This is a genomic window from Rhodococcus sp. 15-2388-1-1a (assembly GCF_002259145.1).
Classification (GTDB): Bacteria; Actinomycetota; Actinomycetes; order Mycobacteriales; family Mycobacteriaceae; genus Rhodococcoides.
Map to the genome: position 1 here is coordinate 12,969 of NZ_NPFP01000020.1, position 17,164 is coordinate 30,132.

At 61.3% G+C, this 17,164-nt stretch carries 16 protein-coding genes; 12 read left to right on the forward strand and 4 right to left on the reverse strand.

The genetic code is table 11. The annotated features are described in order from the left end of the window. Window positions 1–134: 134 nt before the first annotated feature. The 4 genes from CH302_RS30025 to CH302_RS12900 all read right to left on the reverse strand — a co-directional run bounded on the left by CH302_RS30025 (window position 135) and on the right by CH302_RS12900 (window position 3,972). Complete coding sequence (locus tag CH302_RS30025; protein ID WP_015586065.1) at window positions 135–305, reverse strand: hypothetical protein; 171 nt, start codon at window positions 303–305, stop codon at window positions 135–137. A 460-nt stretch (window positions 306–765) separates the two neighbouring features. Beyond that, complete coding sequence (locus tag CH302_RS12890) at window positions 766–1,485, reverse strand: hypothetical protein (RefSeq protein WP_015586066.1); 720 nt, start codon at window positions 1,483–1,485, stop codon at window positions 766–768. Next, on the reverse strand, window positions 1,482–2,396 hold the full coding sequence (locus CH302_RS12895) for a ParA family protein (RefSeq protein ID WP_015586067.1): 915 nt from the start codon (window positions 2,394–2,396) through the stop codon (window positions 1,482–1,484). The genes CH302_RS12890 and CH302_RS12895 overlap by 4 nt, the downstream gene beginning before the upstream one ends. Window positions 2,397–3,273: 877 nt before the next feature. After that, on the reverse strand, window positions 3,274–3,972 hold the full coding sequence (locus tag CH302_RS12900; RefSeq protein ID WP_015586069.1) for a hypothetical protein: 699 nt from the start codon (window positions 3,970–3,972) through the stop codon (window positions 3,274–3,276). 689 nt (window positions 3,973–4,661) lie between these two features. On the opposite strand from CH302_RS12900, the gene CH302_RS12905 reads away from it, so the two are divergent. The 12 genes from CH302_RS12905 (at window position 4,662) to CH302_RS12960 (ending at window position 16,538) form a co-directional block, all read left to right on the forward strand. Then, window positions 4,662–5,222, forward strand: coding sequence for a hypothetical protein (locus CH302_RS12905; RefSeq protein ID WP_139278540.1), 561 nt, complete (start codon window positions 4,662–4,664; stop codon window positions 5,220–5,222). A 168-nt stretch (window positions 5,223–5,390) separates the two neighbouring features. Beyond that, window positions 5,391–5,939 carry an SAF domain-containing protein gene (locus CH302_RS12910; protein WP_230591630.1) on the forward strand — a complete coding sequence of 183 codons (549 nt, stop codon included), beginning with the start codon at window positions 5,391–5,393 and terminating at the stop codon, window positions 5,937–5,939. Window positions 5,940–5,942: 3 nt separating this feature from the next. Next, window positions 5,943–6,767 carry a hypothetical protein gene (locus tag CH302_RS12915; RefSeq protein ID WP_015586073.1) on the forward strand — a complete coding sequence of 275 codons (825 nt, stop codon included), beginning with the start codon at window positions 5,943–5,945 and terminating at the stop codon, window positions 6,765–6,767. Between the two features lie 32 nt (window positions 6,768–6,799). Continuing rightward, the gene (locus tag CH302_RS12920; protein WP_015586074.1) at window positions 6,800–8,428 is read left to right on the forward strand and encodes a CpaF family protein; all 1,629 of its coding nucleotides are present in this window, start codon (window positions 6,800–6,802) and stop codon (window positions 8,426–8,428) included. Next, window positions 8,428–9,306: a type II secretion system F family protein gene (locus CH302_RS12925; protein ID WP_052047795.1), complete on the forward strand. Its 879-nt coding sequence runs from the start codon at window positions 8,428–8,430 to the stop codon at window positions 9,304–9,306. The genes CH302_RS12920 and CH302_RS12925 overlap by 1 nt, the downstream gene beginning before the upstream one ends. Further along, window positions 9,303–10,226 carry a type II secretion system F family protein gene (locus tag CH302_RS12930; protein WP_032364991.1) on the forward strand — a complete coding sequence of 308 codons (924 nt, stop codon included), beginning with the start codon at window positions 9,303–9,305 and terminating at the stop codon, window positions 10,224–10,226. Before CH302_RS12925 ends, CH302_RS12930 begins: the two co-directional genes overlap by 4 nt. 169 nt (window positions 10,227–10,395) lie before the next feature. Beyond that, a complete protein-coding gene (locus tag CH302_RS12935; protein WP_015586077.1) occupies window positions 10,396–10,626 on the forward strand; it encodes a hypothetical protein in 231 nt (76 codons plus the stop codon). A 38-nt stretch (window positions 10,627–10,664) separates the two neighbouring features. Beyond that, window positions 10,665–11,090, forward strand: coding sequence for a type II secretion system protein (locus tag CH302_RS12940; protein WP_015586078.1), 426 nt, complete (start codon window positions 10,665–10,667; stop codon window positions 11,088–11,090). Then, window positions 11,087–11,545: a TadE family protein gene (locus tag CH302_RS12945; RefSeq protein WP_015586079.1), complete on the forward strand. Its 459-nt coding sequence runs from the start codon at window positions 11,087–11,089 to the stop codon at window positions 11,543–11,545. Before CH302_RS12940 ends, CH302_RS12945 begins: the two co-directional genes overlap by 4 nt. After that, window positions 11,545–12,012, forward strand: coding sequence for a pilus assembly protein TadG-related protein (locus CH302_RS12950; RefSeq protein ID WP_015586080.1), 468 nt, complete (start codon window positions 11,545–11,547; stop codon window positions 12,010–12,012). The genes CH302_RS12945 and CH302_RS12950 overlap by 1 nt, the downstream gene beginning before the upstream one ends. Before the next feature lie 124 nt (window positions 12,013–12,136). Then, window positions 12,137–15,799, forward strand: a complete 3,663-nt coding sequence (locus tag CH302_RS30810; protein ID WP_015586082.1) for a LysM peptidoglycan-binding domain-containing protein — start codon at window positions 12,137–12,139, stop codon at window positions 15,797–15,799. Between the two features lie 115 nt (window positions 15,800–15,914). Next, complete coding sequence (locus tag CH302_RS12960) at window positions 15,915–16,538, forward strand: hypothetical protein (RefSeq protein ID WP_015586083.1); 624 nt, start codon at window positions 15,915–15,917, stop codon at window positions 16,536–16,538. Window positions 16,539–17,164 lie beyond the last annotated feature (626 nt).

The window sequence follows — 17,164 nt, forward strand, 5'->3', positions numbered from 1 at the left end:
ACACCTCCTGTCGTGTTCGTGGTTGTTCCCGGTGGGTGGTTGGAGCGGAGCGATTCGCTCACTTGTGAATCCGGAAGACCCCCCTTCTCGCCGCCAAGCACGAGGGGGGTTTTTCACTGTCTAGGGGTAGGTCATCACGCGCCCAGCTTGTACTGTGCGGGATCGATTCGATCTTGGATGTAATGCGGCATGGGTAGATCATGGTGCAGCGCCATGACATAGACGTAGTAGTCGCTGAGGTCGAGGCCAAGGGCGTCGGCCTCGTTTTTGTAATGCGCATACTGCGTGTCGGGCGTGCGCACCATTGCGGGTATGCGAGGGCCCTTCGACTCTCTCCCAGGTTTGCTTCCAGCCATGCGATCACATTAAACGGATTCGGTAACAGAAACAGGGAGGCCGCGACATCCGGTGTGTCGCCTGCCTGTCGTGCCACGTTCACATGTTCCTCCGCACCTCGTCCGTACCCGCCCTCGCACCACACATGACAGGTAGATCCGTCTCGATCTACCTCTGTGACAGAAGTGGCGAAATCTCTCGACATTGTCTCTGCGGCACCGGACACGACGAACACCCCAGCTCGTCGAACCGACCCGCTGCGCAAGCCCCTTCATCGATATACGCGTGACCTTGGCTCTTTTATGTGGGGAGCATGGGGAGCATGGAGATAAGGGCAGCTCAAAGGCAAAAAAACGCTCCCCACCGGAGTGGGGAGCATGGTGGGGAGCACGGTGGGGAGCCAGGAGCAAGACGCTCTGGCCCGGCGGATCAAGAGATCAGATAGTCCTCAACGACCGCAGCAATCAGCGCGCTTCGTGAGGGGATGAGCGGACTTGCTTCTACCTGCTCGTCTATCCATCGGGTCTGGGCTACCCACAGATGTGGACGCACCTCCACTCCCCCGCTCGCGACCTTCGGGCGGGCCAGACGCGGCATGCCACCGCGTGGCGATTCGACGGCGCGAGGGGCGAAGAGGCGAACCAAGGTTTCCGGGGTGTGCGCGGCGAAGGCATCCTCGACGATCTCGCCGTAGGACTTCTTCTCCCGCTGAGATCGCGTCTTCCAGGCCTCTTTGACCGTCGCGGGAACGTAGACCGCGATCGGGCGCACATCTTCATCACCGACAATCGCAGCCAACGGCTCCGCTGTAGCGGTGTCGGCCCCGGTTTCGGGTGTGGTGGCTACGTCCTCGGTTGCGGCAGTGCTGCCCCCGGAGGGCGAGGCAGATGTAGCAACCTCGGTCGGAGGCTCTGGTGCAGGTGCTGCAGGAGCATCCGGTGCAGATGTCACGTCCGGAGCCTGTACGTGCGGCTCGTCGACGGCTCTTTCGGCAGCCACGTCGGTCGAGCGTGGTTCCACTGCGGCAGGCCTGGCGAGGGAACCCGTTCCATTGCGAGGGAAAATGTTGGCGAGGCCAGATCCACGGGGAGCGGGCTTGTCGAATTGGTCCGCCAGGCTGGGTCGCTTCTTGCGATCAGTGGTGCTCATGCGGGTGCTACCTCTTCTGCGTGATCGGCTTCGGCAGCAAGCTCGGCCAAGCGTTGCAAGACCTCAGCTGCTAGGGCCTCGTAGTCATCCGCCAACCCGGTTGCATCCCGAGAGAGCAGAAGGCTGGGTGGTTTCACCTTGTCCCTCAGCGCTTTCAACCGAGCCTTCTTTGCGCTAGCAGTAGCGCCTTCGAGTTCGTGAGCTAGGAGCCCATGCCGCCGCGCGTCGGCAGCGGCGCTCTCCATGTAGCGGATTGTCGTGCCGAAGATGGGGGCAATGGTGTCAGGAATGGCTTGCGTAATACTTTCCCTCACCTGGTCCTGGAGCCGTTGTGACCTACTGCCGACCGCAAACAGAAGCATGCCAGCCAATCTCAGTTGCGGATTGTGCTCCCGGGCACGCGCGAAGCGCTCGGCGACGCGGTCGAGGCCGTCGAGGCTGCCATCGTCGGCGCGAGTAGGGATGAGAACGGACGACGTGCAGTACAGCACCGCATCACCGATGATCACGTCGCCTGGCGGGGTATCGAAGAGAACAATGTCGTAGTCGGGAACGATCGGGGCAAGGACTTTGTGGAGGATCTGCCCCAGCGATTCGCCCCCGCGGCTGAGCCTGGAGAGCATCATGCCAGCAACGTCGACGAGCGCAGGACCAGCGGGAATGACGTCTAGACCGGGTCGGACGTCTTTGATGATCGGGGGTTGTCCGCCTGACATCAACGACATCAGAAGTTCTTCACCGGACTGCTTTTCGTAACCGAAATCGCGGGCCAGGTTGCCCTGAGGGTCGAACTCCCCGACGAGAACACGGTAGCCGGCAGCGGCGAACAGGCCTGCGAGGTTGGCAACAACCGTCGTCTTGCCCACTCCCCCTTTACCTTGGGTGACTGCGAGGGAATTTGATATTGCCATCGATAGAACCTTCCTTCCAGAGTCCTGGATCCGCGTGCATCTATTCGAGCGCTGCCGTGGAGAAGCGTGACCGGGAGGCGTTCACGGTGCCGAATCGGTACGTGCGAGCGGCTCGACTTGTCCCGCACGCTCTTGTGCGGGCGGATGCGCAGGTTGTCGTGCGTGGTTGTGTGCGCGAGAGTACGCCCAGTCACGCACGTCAGTCAACACGGTCTAAGTCGCGTAACACCATGCGTATCAATGCTCGCACTCTTACGCGGCAAAACACGCGCAATAAAACATGTAGTGCTGCGCCCTAGTAACAGCGTACCAATACGCACGTTAAGTCGCATATCAACACCCTTGTTAACACGTGAAGAAACACGGGCATTGATGTGCTGACCAAAACGGTATTTAACCCGCGTGTTGACGTGCGGAGTTCTACCCGGTATTGCATGCGTAGTATTACGCGTATTAAACAACGGTGTAACAAGCGTATTTGTACGCCCTCAAACACGCGGTTTAGTACGCGATGAAACCAACGCTTTACTGTGCGAGGAGTACTACGAAGTGCTACGCCCATTGTGTTGGGATGATTGCCCGGTAGACGGTAACGGAGGTAGGGGAGCAGAGCACTGGGATGATGAACGGGATCGAGAGTGGGTAGTTATGTCGGATCGACAAAGCGTCGATATGTGCGAATCAGCGTGCGATTCGAGCTGCGATCATGGCCGCGACTCCCAATCCGCAGGCTCTGCTGGCTTCGCGAAGGCTCAAGCGAAGTGTTGAGGGGAGAGGTATCGGTAGGGGAGTGCGAGGATTGCTACGTAGTTCGACGCGAGCCTGGCACGAATTTCACATAAGACGCCAGGTCAACGGGGGACTGTTCGCGTTCCAATCAGCGTAGATCCGAATAGCTCTGACGCAGTCGGCGGCGGGGATCGCCAGGCTCTCCGCGGGTCGTTCGCTGTTCGGCTATCCGTTGTTCCAGACCGATCTTCGACGCCATTTGGGTGGCCCACAGCAGGGTGGCGTCAGGGACTGATTCTGAGAGTTCAACGGTGAGATCTACAAGGGTGTCTTCGAGCAGTGTCTCGGCGGCTCGGTAGAGGCTCCACAGGTGGCTCAATTCCCAACTAAGAATGAGGGGATTTCCGAACATCATGCGCTCACAGGAACGTTGAATGCGCCGGACTTGAGGGTTGCTCAGAGCTGTCGGATCGTGCGGGTCGGCCCAGGTCGCAAGGTAGCTGCTCTGCTCGCATGTCCACGGCAACAGCAGGAGCGCATCAGTCGCGAAAGTCCAGCTCTGCGTGTCGAGAACGTGTTGTGACTGTTTGAGGGCGCGGCCCAGGGCTCGCTGGCAGGTCGTGGTGTAGTCGGCGAGCGCTAGCCGACATCGCTCCAGTTGTGCCAGGTCGTGCACTGTGTGGAACTGGTCCTGTCCACGAGTGAATTCGGTGGCAACGAGCGCGGCCTCGGTGTCCCACCAGCGAAACTGGGACTGACGATGGAACTCGCGGTGCCATCGTAGGTCGTCGAGCGTTCGGGCTGCGACGCCGCTGCCTGGCGCGGTGGCGGTGTCGGAGAAGCTCATCGTTCAATGGTTGCAGGTAAATGGTGGTGTGTCACCACCCCTCTGGCATCAGTTCTATGACTGTGCCCACGGCCGAAGAGGTAGATGTGGTGGTTTTCCTGGTGAGCTCTGCATGGCGATCGGTTCAAGATCGTCGGTGAACGACGCTGCGTTGAAGAAACATTGGCGGCAGATTGTGGACACACATGAAAGCCATCGAATCAAATAGCACTGAGTCACGAGAACCACATCAGTCCGACATGAGTGTCAAACGATAACAAAATCGTGTTGTGATCACGTGGCAGTGATCACAATCCAACTTGTCTTGGAGTCAAGAGGCAGCGCCGAGTGCAGTTCGGTTGAGAGTCAGTCAACGGCCCGTAGAAGTTGCAGAGGACATTGCTTGCGGCACGGACCGTCAGGGGTCGGTGCCGCGCCGCGTTTGCTTCGGAACTGAACGAGTGCGCGATCGACTACCTTGTTACTGAAATGTTATGTACCGCGTGTTGATCACCACTGTTGTTGAGGTGGAGATAGCCTTTGTCCTGGTGGGGAGGGGATGGGGTCCTCTTGCGGGACGAACACGGGGTTCGTTTTGCAGGGTTCGGTTCGGATCGACGCTGTTCGCGGTGTCCGGGAGACCCGGTATATCTCGTACGTCGCACTCAAGCCTGCGACTCAGGTACACGGGGACATCGGAAGGATCGTGAGTGAGGACCGACAGCGCTGAGAGTGCGAACGTGCCGACATCTCCGCCTGCGCGACAGTCGCTCGGGGCAGCCTTCATGCCACCGCCGCCGGCCGGATCGATAAGTGCTATGTCAGCGGAGGTGGTGCAGTTGAGTTCAAACGAGGAGGAGACATCCTCTGGTGCAGCTGAATTGGGGCACGACGACACGATTGTGCCGTCGACGGTTCATCTTGCTGTCGGGGTTGCACACGGTCTGGCGAAGGAGAGCAAACGGACAGGGAGAACCCACGGCGAGGTGGTCATCACTGCTATCGAGGATGTCCACAGCGATCTCGAAAGCCTTCTGTTTCCGGGAGGCAAGGTCGGCGGAGGTCTGTTCCGCGCCAGGGGAGTAGGTGGGAAGCCGTCTGAGGGTAAGGCGGAGAAGAAGGGAGTCACGGTCGGGTTGTACGCCGATGACTGGGTGATCATCGATCAACTGAAAGACCAGTTCAAGGCCCGTTCCCGCAGCCACCTCATCGGAACTGCCCTCAAAGCACATCTCGGCCTCGACGCCACGACACAAACGGAAAGTGACTGAGCTATGCCCATGTTCGGCAATCTCAAAGAAAAGACATCGACCGCCACAGTGGGGGAGCCGCGCAGCGCAAGAGAGGCATCTCCTAAGCCGGGCCATGACTTCACCGAAGTCGTATCCACCACCAAAGTGCGCCGTCGACGGTCGTACTGGATCGCGGGAGTCGCCTTGATGACCGTCGCAATCGTAGGAGCGGTCTTTTTGGTGAACGCCATGCGCGCCACCACGACAATTCTGGTGCTCGCCCGCGACGTGCCACAGGGGGAGACGATCACCACCGACGACCTCAAAACCGCAGAGGTCAACAGCGATGCGACCATCGCGACCGTTCCTGCCACAGACAAAGCATCGGTCGTGGGCCAGAGCGCAGCAGTTCCGCTCCTGAGCGGATCGGCACTGAACCCATCGTCGTTCACCAACGCCGTAATCCCCAGCGGGGACAACACTTTGGTCGGCATCACCGTCGCAATCGGCAAACTTCCCGCAGAGCCACTGCTCGCAGGCGACAACGTCCGGATCGTCGACACTCCCCGAGATCAAGACGATTCCCCGGTGCAGGGTCCGGTCACCGCGAACGCACAGGTCGTTGCCGTGAAGGACATCCCCGAGACCGGACAGACGACAGTGGACGTTCTGGTCAAGAAAGACGAGGCCAGCTGGATCGCCGCCCGAGCCGCCACCAACCGCGTCGCCATCGTCCTCGACTCCCGGGAGCGCTGAGCCATGCTCGTCACCCTGACCTCGATCTCCGGCTCGCCAGGCGTCTCGACGACCGGCCTGGGCATCGCTCTCACCGCAGACTCCCGCAAGCTGCTGTACATCGAGGCCGATCCGATCGGATCGTCCCCGACGCTGGCCGGGTACTTTCACGCGCGCCGCCGGCACGACCGATCGATCATCCAACTGGTCGAGCCGAACAGGCACGGCCGAATAGGCCCAGCCTTCCAGCACCAAATAGTTAGAATCGGGCCGTTCGATCCAGAGGAGCCGACCAAGGCGCAAGGATGGTTCGTCCCCGGCCTGGTCAATGCAGCTCAAACGGAATCGATGAAGTCGACGTGGGGCCCGTTGGGGGCACATCTGGCGTTGTTGTCGAAACAGGGCGGCGGTGACCTGCTCGTCGACGCCGGTCGCCTCAATCTACGGTCCGGACATCAAGACCTGATCCGTCACAGTGACGTTATCGCCATAATGCTCAGACCGACCAGGACCGCAGTGGCAGCGGTTCGTGCTGGCTTGGGCCCACTACAGCAGCATCTGGAGAATACGAAGTCGCCGGCCAGCATCGGCCTCATTGTCAGGGGTACCGAGCCCTACAGCGCAGCCGAGACCGCCGCGGCGACCGGCCTCGACGTCATCGCAGTCCTTCCCGAATCACCGGTACACGCGCAAGTTTTTTCCGAAGGTGCCTCGCTCAGTAATTGGCGGCGACGTCGATCAAGCTATCTACGCGCAATCGACGGAACCTGGCAAAAGATCGAGCGCTTCCACGAAACGCACCAGCCCGTATGGATCGCCAACTCGCCATACAGCTCACAGCCCGCGTAACGAGCCGACAAGGCCAAAGGGAGAACACCCGCATGACCAACAACGCCCCCGACTTCGACTACGACGAGCGACCAGCCCTACCCGACCTACCGATGTTTGCCGCCGATCCGATCATCCTCGACGATGGCGACAACGAGATAACTCGTTACAGGAGCGGGCAATACGGCTCCTCATCTGCAGGTCTGCTCGCCGCAGCCGGCAAGGACGGTCGCCACTCCCACCCGGAACCCGAGCGACTCGAGACGGTCCCGTTCACATCGCCATCACCATTTCCAGCTGAGCGGTCGGACGTCGCGAGGACCAACCACCAATTGGTCAAGCAACTGACCAAAGAAGCATCCGAAATCCTCTCTCTCCGTAAGACCCAACGAGCAGATCAGGCCCTCAACCCTGAGCTGGGCGTCACTGCCATGACCCCGGACGAGGAGCGTGAGTCGGGCAGGCAGATCGTCATAGATCTCGTCAGCAAAGAAGTGCAGTCCGCGATCGACACCGGTCACGAACAGCTGAGCGTCCAAGAGGAACAGACGCTGGTCAAAGCGGTCTTCGACACGCTGTTCGGACTCGGCCCACTTCAGCCGCTCGTCGACGACCCGAACGTCGAGAACATCCTCATCAACGGCGACAGCGTCATTGTGATGTACCCCGACGGGAGTCTGCAGGCACGACCGCCGATCGCGGACAGCGACGAAGAGCTCTACGACTGGCTCACCAACCTCGCGCAGCGCGCACCCGGTGGTGGACGACCGTTCTCGCAGGTCAACCCCAACCTCCGCCTCAATCTGCCCGGCGACATCCGCTTGTCCGCGATGGGCTACTCGGTCCGCCATCCCAGTATCGCCATCCGCATGCACCGCCACAAGGATGTGACCATCGACAAGATGGTCGAAATGGGTGTTATGCCCCAACTGTTGTCCGAGATCCTCAGCGCCGCAGTCATCGGTGGTGCCTCCATCGTGATCTCCGGGCCCATGGGATCAGGTAAAACAACCAACCTTCGTGCGCTCGCCAACTGCCTTCCCCTGCAAACACGGATCGGCACAGCAGAGACAGAGTACGAACTGTTCCTCGACAAACTCGACGGTCGCAGACCGTATGTTGTTGCAGCCGAGGCAATCACCGGCGGCGGCGAACGAAACGAGCTGACCGGAGCGCTACGCGGCGCGACGACGCTGTCCGACATCCTTTACCAGTTCGTGCGAATGCAGCTCGACCGTGTCATCGTCGGAGAGGTAGCCGGCGGCGAGATCATCGACATGTTCAAAGCAATGCAGATGGCCAAAGGCTCCCTGAGTACCACGCACGCCGAGCATGCCGCCGGCGCGATCGACCGCCTCGTCACCTGCGCCCTCGAAGCAGGAGTGCCGGTCGAGTACGCCTACCGCCAAGTGGCACACCACATCAATCTGATCATTCAGCTGCAGACGGACTACGAATTTACCGACACCGGCGAGAGGCGTCAGGTCCGATTCGTCAGCGAGGTCATCCATATCGAGGCCGGCGAAAACGCCATGCCCGCAGTAACCAAAATTTACGAAGGAAAGCCGGGCGGGACCGGCGAATACGGAACTTTGCCCCCAGCTTTGCTCCGCAAGCTCTACGCAGGCGGTTTCAGTCCGAACCAAATCCCCATCAACACGATCACAGGTGGTGGGCTCTGATGTACACGTTCACGGCCGTCGGTATCGTCCTTGTCTTTGCCGCCGGGATGTGGTTTTTTGCCAACGGAATTCGCGATCGCCGCGACCCGACTGCGCCGACACGCCACCGCACCTCACGTGCGCGGATTGCCCGGCGGACAAAATTACTCCTCGCCATCGGAACTGCCGTCGGCCTTGCTGCATGGCTCCTCAGTGGATGGTTCGTACTCTTCCCCATCATTCCGATCGCAGCAGTAGGCGTCCCCTACCTACTCGGATCGTCAGCCGCCGCCGACGACATCGAACGCCTCAATGCCCTCGAAGAATGGGTGCGCAACCTGACTGGAGTGCTCGCAGCAGGATCCGGCCTCGAACAGGCCATCATCGCAACGCACAGGGGAATGCCTCAAGCATTGCGTCCGGAAATTACGAGCCTCATCACGCGCCTGCGTGGCAATGTGTCGATCGACGAAGCGTTGCTTCGGTTCGCAGACGATCTCGACGATTCCACCGGCGACTACGTGGTCGGTGCACTGCGGCAGGCAGCTCGCCTGCGCGGCTCCGGACTCACCGCAGCCTTGAAGCGACTTTCAGAATCGGTGGCAGAGAACGTGCGCAACCGCAGAACGGCCGAAGCGGAACGGCAAGGGCCCCGCACGACCGCTCGCGGGGTCACCGTCATCACCGTCGTTGTCATCGTTGGGTTGTTCCTGTTCACCAACTACATGGACCCGTACAAACAGCCCCTCCTCCAGCCCGTTCTGTTCCTCGAATTCATCGGTTTCGGCCTGGTGCTCGGGTGGATGAAGCGATACACCTTGCCAGTGAAATACCCCAGGTTCATCGGCACCAAGGACCGCGACGCAGCAAACACCGCACGTGAGAGGAGCGCAGTATGAACAACTTCGAGCTCTGGGCGATCGCCCTTGCCGCTCTCGCCGCTCTCGGCTTGATCCTCCTCGTTCTCCGCATACTGCCGGCCGACCCAGCACTCGGCGATGCCATGGAACGACTGTCCGGTGCAGCCCCGGACCCGTACACCGTCGACACCCGCGGCGGTGACGACCTCACCGGTTCGGATGCCCTGTCCTACAAGGTCGGTGCCCGCTTCTACCCGCGGCTGCGATCGCAGGCGTGGTTCAGGATCCCGACCGCGGACCTGGCGATCCTCCGAGAAACTCCACAAAAGTTCATCGGAGACAAAATCCTTTCCGCTGCAATAGGTCTGATCATCGCGCCGATTTCGATCGCACTCCTGGCGCTGTTCGGCATGGCAGTGCCCCTGACTTTTCCCGTAGCCGGTTCCCTCGTCCTGGCGCTGGTGGGATTCTTCGCGCCCGACGCCGACGTCAAGACTCGCGCCGCTAGTGCCCGACTCGAATTCACCCGAGCATTGGCGGCGTTCATCGACTTCGTTTCGTTGAACCGAAGTGGCGGCGTCGCTGCATTCCAAAGTCTCGAACGCGCTGCCGCAGTGGGCGATAGCTGGGTGTTTCTACGTCTGGATGCCGAGCTTCAGAAAGCGTCCCTCGCCGGACAGGCACCATGGGCTGCTCTGTCCAATCTTGCAGCCGAACTGGCGCTGCCGGAGTTGGGAGATCTCGCGGACATCATGACCTATACCGGCGACCAGGGAGCGAGCGTGGCCGACACTCTTGCCGCGCGGGCCGGAGCGCTCCGCAGTGCCCTGCTCTCGAAAGAACAAGGCGAAGCAGGAGCCAAAACGAAGAAGATGGACGCACCTCTCGGCACCTTGGCCGTGCTGTTCATGATCATGCTGATCGTGCCGGCCGGAGTGAACATCATGGGCGGCGTCTAGACCGAACAACCCGAATGCGTTGTCATTCAACGATCAACTACCAAGTTTGAGCTGTGCAAACACCGATCCGTGCACTTCACCTGCTCGAAGTGTCCGGTCTTGGCGATAGTCTGACCGGCATCCAGAACCGTCATAACCAGGGCTTTTACATATCGAAGGGAAACGTCACATGGCAGCATCGCGCACAATCGCAAACCGGATCGCAGCAACCACCGCAACACTGTTCGCATTGGCACTGTTCTCCTATACCCGGATGACCGAGCGCGCCGGCGGACGCAAAAGCGACAAGGGCTACAGCATGGAGACCGTCGTCATCACCGCCGGCCTCGTCATCCTCGCCATCGCTATCGTCGCCGGAATCACCGTGGTTGCACAGCGCTACCTCAACCGAATCCAGTAACCCCACCACTCGCCCAACGAGACAGGGGAGGACCAGCGTTGCTCACCGACACACATGTACCACTACGCGAATGGCTCACCCGCATACGTCGAGACGACCGCGGCGCAGCCCTCGAAACAGTCGTGGTATTCGGCGTCGTCCTACTGCTCTTCCTCATCGCAATCCAGGCAGCTCTCTACGCTCACGCACGGACCGTAGCGATTTCGACCGGTGAAGAAGCTCTACGACAAGCGCGATCGCAATTCGGCAGCGCTGCGGCCGGAACAGCGGCGGGCTACGCCTTCGCATCCACCGCCGGCCCGACGACCCTTCGAGCACCCGTCATTGTCGTCAACCGAGGCTTGCGAGAAGCAACTGTCCAGATCACCGGACAACCCATCCGCCTCATCCCCTTCTTCTCCCTCGACATCAATGTCAGCGAGACGCTTCCCGTTGAACGAGTCACTGCCCCAGGAACCAGATGAACACCGCGAACAAACTGCGCCAGCTGGCAGCCGCAGCCAGAGCCGACGACCGAGGATCGGCCCTGCAGACTGTCATCGTCGCCCCCGCCACACTGTTCCTGATCGCACTGATCGTCACCTTCGGCGTTCTCGCGCAAGCGCACCAGAAAGTAGTCCACGCCGCGAACGAGGCCGCGCGTACCGCCTCCATCGCGCGAACGGCGTTCTCCGCAGCCCCCGATGCGCAAGCAGCCGCGCGAAACGACCTGGCAGCACGAGGGCTCACCTGTTCCGCTCTCAACGTCAACACCGACCTCGGCGGATTCAGAACTCGCCCCGGCGTCACGGCTTCCGTCTCGGCCACCGTCACGTGCGTCATCTCCCTCGACGCACTCGGATTCCCGCAAGTCATGGGCTCACGGACCATCACAGCAACCGCGACTTCACCCGTCGACACCTACCGGGAGCGCGCCTGATGACCGAAGCACTACGCCGGGCGGTGGCCGCCTGCACACGGCGAGACGCGCACAACGACGCCGGAACCATCGCCATGTGGAGCGTCATCACAGCCATGGCGTTGCTGATCATGATGGGTCTCGTCGTCGACGGCGGCGGCAAAGTTTACGCCAAGCAGCGCGCCGAGCAAGTCGCTGAAGAAGCAGCCCGCGGGGCAGGACAAGCCATCATCGAACCACTCGCAGTCCGCGGTACCAACGTCGTCGTCAACCCGCTGACAGCCCAAGCCAAAGCCACCAAATACCTTGCCGCAGCAGGAATCCCCGGCGTCGTCGTGCAGACCGGACCGACGACACTGCTGATCACCACCACAACGACCTACCAACCCCGTGTCCTCGGTTTGATCGGCGTCGGGCCACAGCAGATCATCGGAACAGCCACCGTCAACCTGAACCGCACCAACCTCGGAATCCCCGGCACACCATGACCAATCGACCGCAGAGCAGACGAGTCGCAGAACTCCACGAGAAGACGGAGGACGTGATTCGACAGCTCGCGGCGCAACGCTGCACGACCCCGGCCACCCTGCAGCCATCGGAAAGGACACCCGCATGACCACCATCCGACGGCGCTTGACTGGTTTGCTCTACCTGATCGTCCTACTCGTCCTCGTCGTCGGAATTCCGCTCGCACTGTGGACATTCCGCGGCAACCCAATACCGACGACGCTGCCCGATCTCGACCAGATCAAAACAGCTCTGACCACCCAAGACGACGGATCACTCTTCCTCGGATTCGTGACCTGGATCGGCTGGCTCGCCTGGGCCACCTTCACCTTCAGCACCGTCATCGAACTCGTCGCAGCACTACGCGGCATCAAAGCACCTCAACTCCGAGGCCTCGGCTTCCAGCAGCGAAGCGCCTCCGTTCTCATAGGCGGAGCGCTCATGCTGGTAACAGCGGGCACCGCCACAGCCCAACCCCTCACCGCCACAGCACTACCGCTCTTCGACGCCCCTGCCCACTCGGCACCGATCCAAGTAACGCAACAAAGCCAACCGCATCCAGCAGAAGCCCCCGCCCGCCCCATCAACGGGGAAACCATCACGGTGCAGCAGGGCGACAGCCTATGGAAACTCGCAGAACGCCACCTTGGCGATGGCTTTCGATACACCGAGATCAAGCAACTCAACGCCGACGTCCTGACCGTCGACGGATGGCTGCAACCAGGATGGAAACTTCAGCTCCCCGCCGCCGCACCCACAACCGTCGACGGGGCCTACACAGTTCGAGAAGGCGACAGTCTCTGGAGCATCGCCGAGCAACATCTGGGTGACGGACACCGCTACAAAGAAATCATCAACGCCGACGGAACTGCACCGTCGACAATCATCCACGTCGGCCAGCAGCTCACCGTCAACGATCAAACCGCCGAGACCGTCACGCCCGAACCGGGTCCGGTTGCTTCCCCCGACCCGGCCCCGGTTGCTGCCGCTCCTGTACCTGCTGCTGTGCCCGAACCGACCGTCGCTCCTGAACCGGCCCCGGTCGCTGCCGCTCCCGAACCGGCTCCGGCTGCCGCTCCTGAACCGGCCCCCGCAGCAGCGCCTGAACTGTCCTCCGCTGCACCTCTCCTGGGTGGCACCGACGTTCCGGAACAAGCGGAGATGGTTCCGGGCGGTGACGAACAGGCTCAGGCAGAAGCGCAGGCCGCTGCCGCCGCCGCTGCGAAGATTTTCGGCATCGAACTCAACAGCGCTTCGTCACAGCTACCTGCTCCGACAGCGGCGGCTCCTGAGCCAGCGCCTGCTCCAGCAGCCCCTGAGCAGGCAGAGGCCCCCGCCCCGTCGGCGGTTCCTGAGCCAGCGCCTGCTCCGGTGGCCGCCCCTGAGCCAGCAGAGGCTCCCGCCCCGGTGGCAGCTTCCGAACCTGCTGCTGAGTCCGCGGGCGCAGATGTTGTGGCACCCGGGCCGGCACCCGCTCAAATGCCTGCTCCAGCGCAGACGTCGTCACCCAGTCCTGCTGCAGCTCCCGCCCCGACTCAGCCAGCCACCCAGATCCCACTGAATACATCGACGACAGACCCGGTATATATCGCCGCCACTGCGCAGCCAAGCGATGTCTCCGAGGATCAGAACAGCACATTGTGGCTCGGTATCTCAGCCCTAGCGGCCATCGGACTGGCTGGGGCCTTCGGGCTGCGCCGGCACCGTCAACAGCACGATCGCCGCAGAGGCGAGACCCTCCCTCAAACCTGGGGCGCTGCAGCAGTTGTGGAAGAACAGATTCATTCTGCAGCGGACAACAACGTCCTCACGCGGCTCGACGAAGCACTGAGGACTATCGCCGAACACGCTCGGACACAGGGCAACGCACTGCCGGCATTACTCGGCGCATTCATCGGTCCCGATGCGGTGGAGCTAGTAATCCTTGATGACTCCGTACTGCCGGACCAGTGGCTCAGATCAGAGACCGGCACCTGGACCCTCCCCGCCGACGTCCGGATCGCCCCAGCACCCACCACAATCAGCCCGTACCCCACGCTCGTGACACTCGGTTCCACAGACGACCGAACCCAAGTTCTTCTCAACCTGGAAGAACTCGGCTACCTCGGCGTCTCAGCTTCACCAGAGCACGCCCGCGGCACTCTCCAGGCCCTGGCCCTCGAACTCGTCGAATCCCCGCTCGCCGACAATCTGCACCTGACGCTGATCGGTTTCGGACAGGAGCTCCCCGAACTGTTCGGCAACGGTCGAATCGAGCACACCGACCAACCAGGCGAAGTGCTGGCCAGACTCGCCCGACAAGCCGAACGTGACCAAGACACCCTCGTCGAACAACACATCGACAGCATTGCAGCGGCCCGTTCGATCTACGACACAAGCGAAATGACCGCCCCCGAAGTAGTTCTCATCGCGAGTCAGTTGACGGCCGACCAACAGCAATCACTCGATCAGATCCTGGCCGCCACACCGCGCGTGGCGTTCGCTGCCGCCAGCACCGCCAGCACCGCCAGCGAGAACACCCAGGCCGCGTGGACACTCGACATCGTCGACCGCAACACCGCAAGCCTTGTCAAACGAGACACCGACGGCGGCTTCGCATTCCAGCCAGCATTTCTCGAGCCGGACCAATATGAAGGCATTACCGCCTACCTCGCGACCGCCACACAGCCAGCTATCCCCACAGAGTCGTCCATGCACGACCCCTGGGCTGCAGCCGAAATCGACGCACACCTCACCGACGCCGAAAGCGCTGAGACCTTCCTCGACTCCGTCACCACGATCGACCCCACCGACCAGCTGCTGCTGAACGGAACTACCGCATCGGAGACCGCCCCCGACGTCACAAACGTTCCGACCTACAGCCCGGACGCCGCGCAGTGGACATCCCCAGAAGCGATCAGGTACGACGACCAGGCCCCACCCATCGCTCCTGTCGCTGGTGACGTACCGGCCCCGGGACATCTCTGGCTCCATCTTCTCGGGAAACCAGCAGTCACCACCCCGACCGGGGAGCCACCCAAGGACGGCCGTGAAGTACTCCTAACCGAGATCGCCGCTCTTCTCTCCATCCACCCGGGAATCAAACACGACTCCATCGACAAAAAGATCTGGCCTGCAGACAATTTCGACAAACTCCCTCTGGAGGATCAGCCGAAAAAGAAGGCGACACGACGCCAGAACTACCTCTCGAGACTGCGAAATTGGTTGGGAGAGACAGAGAACGGTGAGCAGGCATTTCCGAAGCACGGCGACCGCACCGGCCGCACCGGCTACCGACTGCACCCCGATGTCCGATCGGACTGGGACTACTGGCAACAACTGATCGACACCACTCCGGCCGCCGCCACCGATGCGGAATTGCGGACGGCTGCAGAACTGGTAAACGATCAACCATTCGCCGGGACACGGTCAGACCGTTACGGGTGGGCACGAAACCTACAGCAGCACATGATCTCGACCCTCGCGGATGCCCTCGAAGAGCTCGCCACCAGACAAATAAAGACCGGAGATCTTTCCGCCGCGCTCACCACCGCAAACCGCGGCGTCACCGTCGAACCGTTCCGAGAAGGTCTCTGGAGACTGGCGATCATCGCTACCCACGGGAGCGACGAGATCAGCAAGACCCAGGAGCTGATCGACCAACTGCTCGCGAACCTCGCCGACATCGATGTCGACCCAGAACCCGAAACCGACGAACTCTTGCGCGCCCTCGCGCAATTCCACAATGGCGGCAACGCCCTCTACCGGATCGGAGCAATAGCCAGTTGATAGCAGTCGCGTCAATCGAGGTGTCTGAAGTGTCCGGTAAGCACGTTACGGTCCAAACAGCCGCACCATTATCGTTATCGCAGTACAACGCACAGAACAACGTAGGGGGTCCACGATGATCAGCACACGACGTCGCACAGGCGCGGCAATCCTCGCAGTAGCAGCCGCTGCAAGCATCAGCGTCGCATGCGGGAGCGGTGACATTGAGGCGACCCCCGTAACGACCACCACGCAGCCGGTCCTCACGGGACCAGAGGGCGTCGAAAAGTCCCCGGAACAACAGGCGACCGAGCAGGCAACAGCAAAGGTGAATGAGTTCTTCGCCGTTCTCGCGAAGGTCGAGAGCGATCCTGCTGTAGACATCAACATGCTGGACTCTGTTGCGAGTGGAAAGATCCTCGATCAGTTGAAGGCAAACGTGAACCTGCGCCGATCTCAAGGAATTGTCTCCACGGGTGCTGCGACTGTCGCAGATGCATTCGTGACGGAACTGCAGGCACCAAAGGATGCTGACGGGAACCCAATTAAGGAAGAAGCGTCGGCAACATTGCGAGTCTGCATCGACAGCTCGAACTATGACCAGATCCGTCCGGACGGCACGAGTGTGCTCCCTCCTGACCGAGTCCGGCGGGAGCTGGGCAAGCCGACTCTGGAGAACGTGGCGTGGCCAGATTCATCAGGCTGGCGCATTGTTTCCGATGCAGTGACTTCTTCGGGTACCCCATGCGACGCACCATGATCGACGGTTTGGCAAGTAGGCAACTGGAATCCATAAGGGCGGTGGGTCATGCGTAAGCCGCTTGGGGTTATCGCATCAGTGCTTCTAGTTGGAGTGTTCAACGCGAACCCAGTATTTGCGCAGCCGGGGATCGGCACCGGAACTGGCGGTGCCTTCGGCGGAGGCTTGGGTGGTTCGACAGTTGTGGTCGAAGGTACGTACACGAGTGTGCCGTCAGGGGGTGGAACGACTGGATCCGCGCCAGCTGCTGTGGGCGGGGGAGGTGGTGGGAGCGCCGCGCCGTCCGGACCGCCGCTCGAGTTCGTTCCGTCGACTGACGCCGCCAATATGACGCTTGTTCGAAATGCTGATAGTGGTGCCCCGATGGCAGTGAACGTCGTTAATGATGACGGCACAACATGGTCCTGCGAAGCGGCCGGTCCGTGTGTTCAAATTCCGGACGTTGGGGTGCCGGCTACGCCTCCGGTGGTCGACGTTATGACCGTTGTCGGCCAAGCGGTTACGGCAATGCAGTTGGATCCGCCCGGAATAGGCATCACCCCGAACCCCGCAAACACAGGTGCTGTCGGCCTGGTTGGTCTACCCGGCTGGTTCTGGGTCGCTGACCCACGGGAATCGACAGTCGG

Excerpts from the sequence above, each read along its gene's own strand:
- CH302_RS30025 (WP_015586065.1), bottom strand. The coding sequence starts at position 305 with ATGGTGCGCACGCCCGACACGCAGTATGCGCATTACAAAAACGAGGCC.
- CH302_RS12890 (WP_015586066.1), bottom strand. The coding sequence starts at position 1,485 with ATGAGCACCACTGATCGCAAGAAGCGACCCAGCCTGGCGGACCAATTC.
- CH302_RS12895 (WP_015586067.1), bottom strand. The coding sequence starts at position 2,396 with ATGGCAATATCAAATTCCCTCGCAGTCACCCAAGGTAAAGGGGGAGTG.
- CH302_RS12900 (WP_015586069.1), bottom strand. The coding sequence starts at position 3,972 with ATGAGCTTCTCCGACACCGCCACCGCGCCAGGCAGCGGCGTCGCAGCC.
- CH302_RS12910 (WP_230591630.1), top strand. The coding sequence starts at position 5,391 with ATGACCGTCGCAATCGTAGGAGCGGTCTTTTTGGTGAACGCCATGCGC.
- CH302_RS12915 (WP_015586073.1), top strand. The coding sequence starts at position 5,943 with ATGCTCGTCACCCTGACCTCGATCTCCGGCTCGCCAGGCGTCTCGACG.
- CH302_RS12920 (WP_015586074.1), top strand. The coding sequence starts at position 6,800 with ATGACCAACAACGCCCCCGACTTCGACTACGACGAGCGACCAGCCCTA.
- CH302_RS12925 (WP_052047795.1), top strand. The coding sequence starts at position 8,428 with ATGTACACGTTCACGGCCGTCGGTATCGTCCTTGTCTTTGCCGCCGGG.
- CH302_RS12930 (WP_032364991.1), top strand. The coding sequence starts at position 9,303 with ATGAACAACTTCGAGCTCTGGGCGATCGCCCTTGCCGCTCTCGCCGCT.
- CH302_RS12935 (WP_015586077.1), top strand. The coding sequence starts at position 10,396 with ATGGCAGCATCGCGCACAATCGCAAACCGGATCGCAGCAACCACCGCA.
- CH302_RS12945 (WP_015586079.1), top strand. The coding sequence starts at position 11,087 with ATGAACACCGCGAACAAACTGCGCCAGCTGGCAGCCGCAGCCAGAGCC.
- CH302_RS12950 (WP_015586080.1), top strand. The coding sequence starts at position 11,545 with ATGACCGAAGCACTACGCCGGGCGGTGGCCGCCTGCACACGGCGAGAC.
- CH302_RS30810 (WP_015586082.1), top strand. The coding sequence starts at position 12,137 with ATGACCACCATCCGACGGCGCTTGACTGGTTTGCTCTACCTGATCGTC.
- CH302_RS12960 (WP_015586083.1), top strand. The coding sequence starts at position 15,915 with ATGATCAGCACACGACGTCGCACAGGCGCGGCAATCCTCGCAGTAGCA.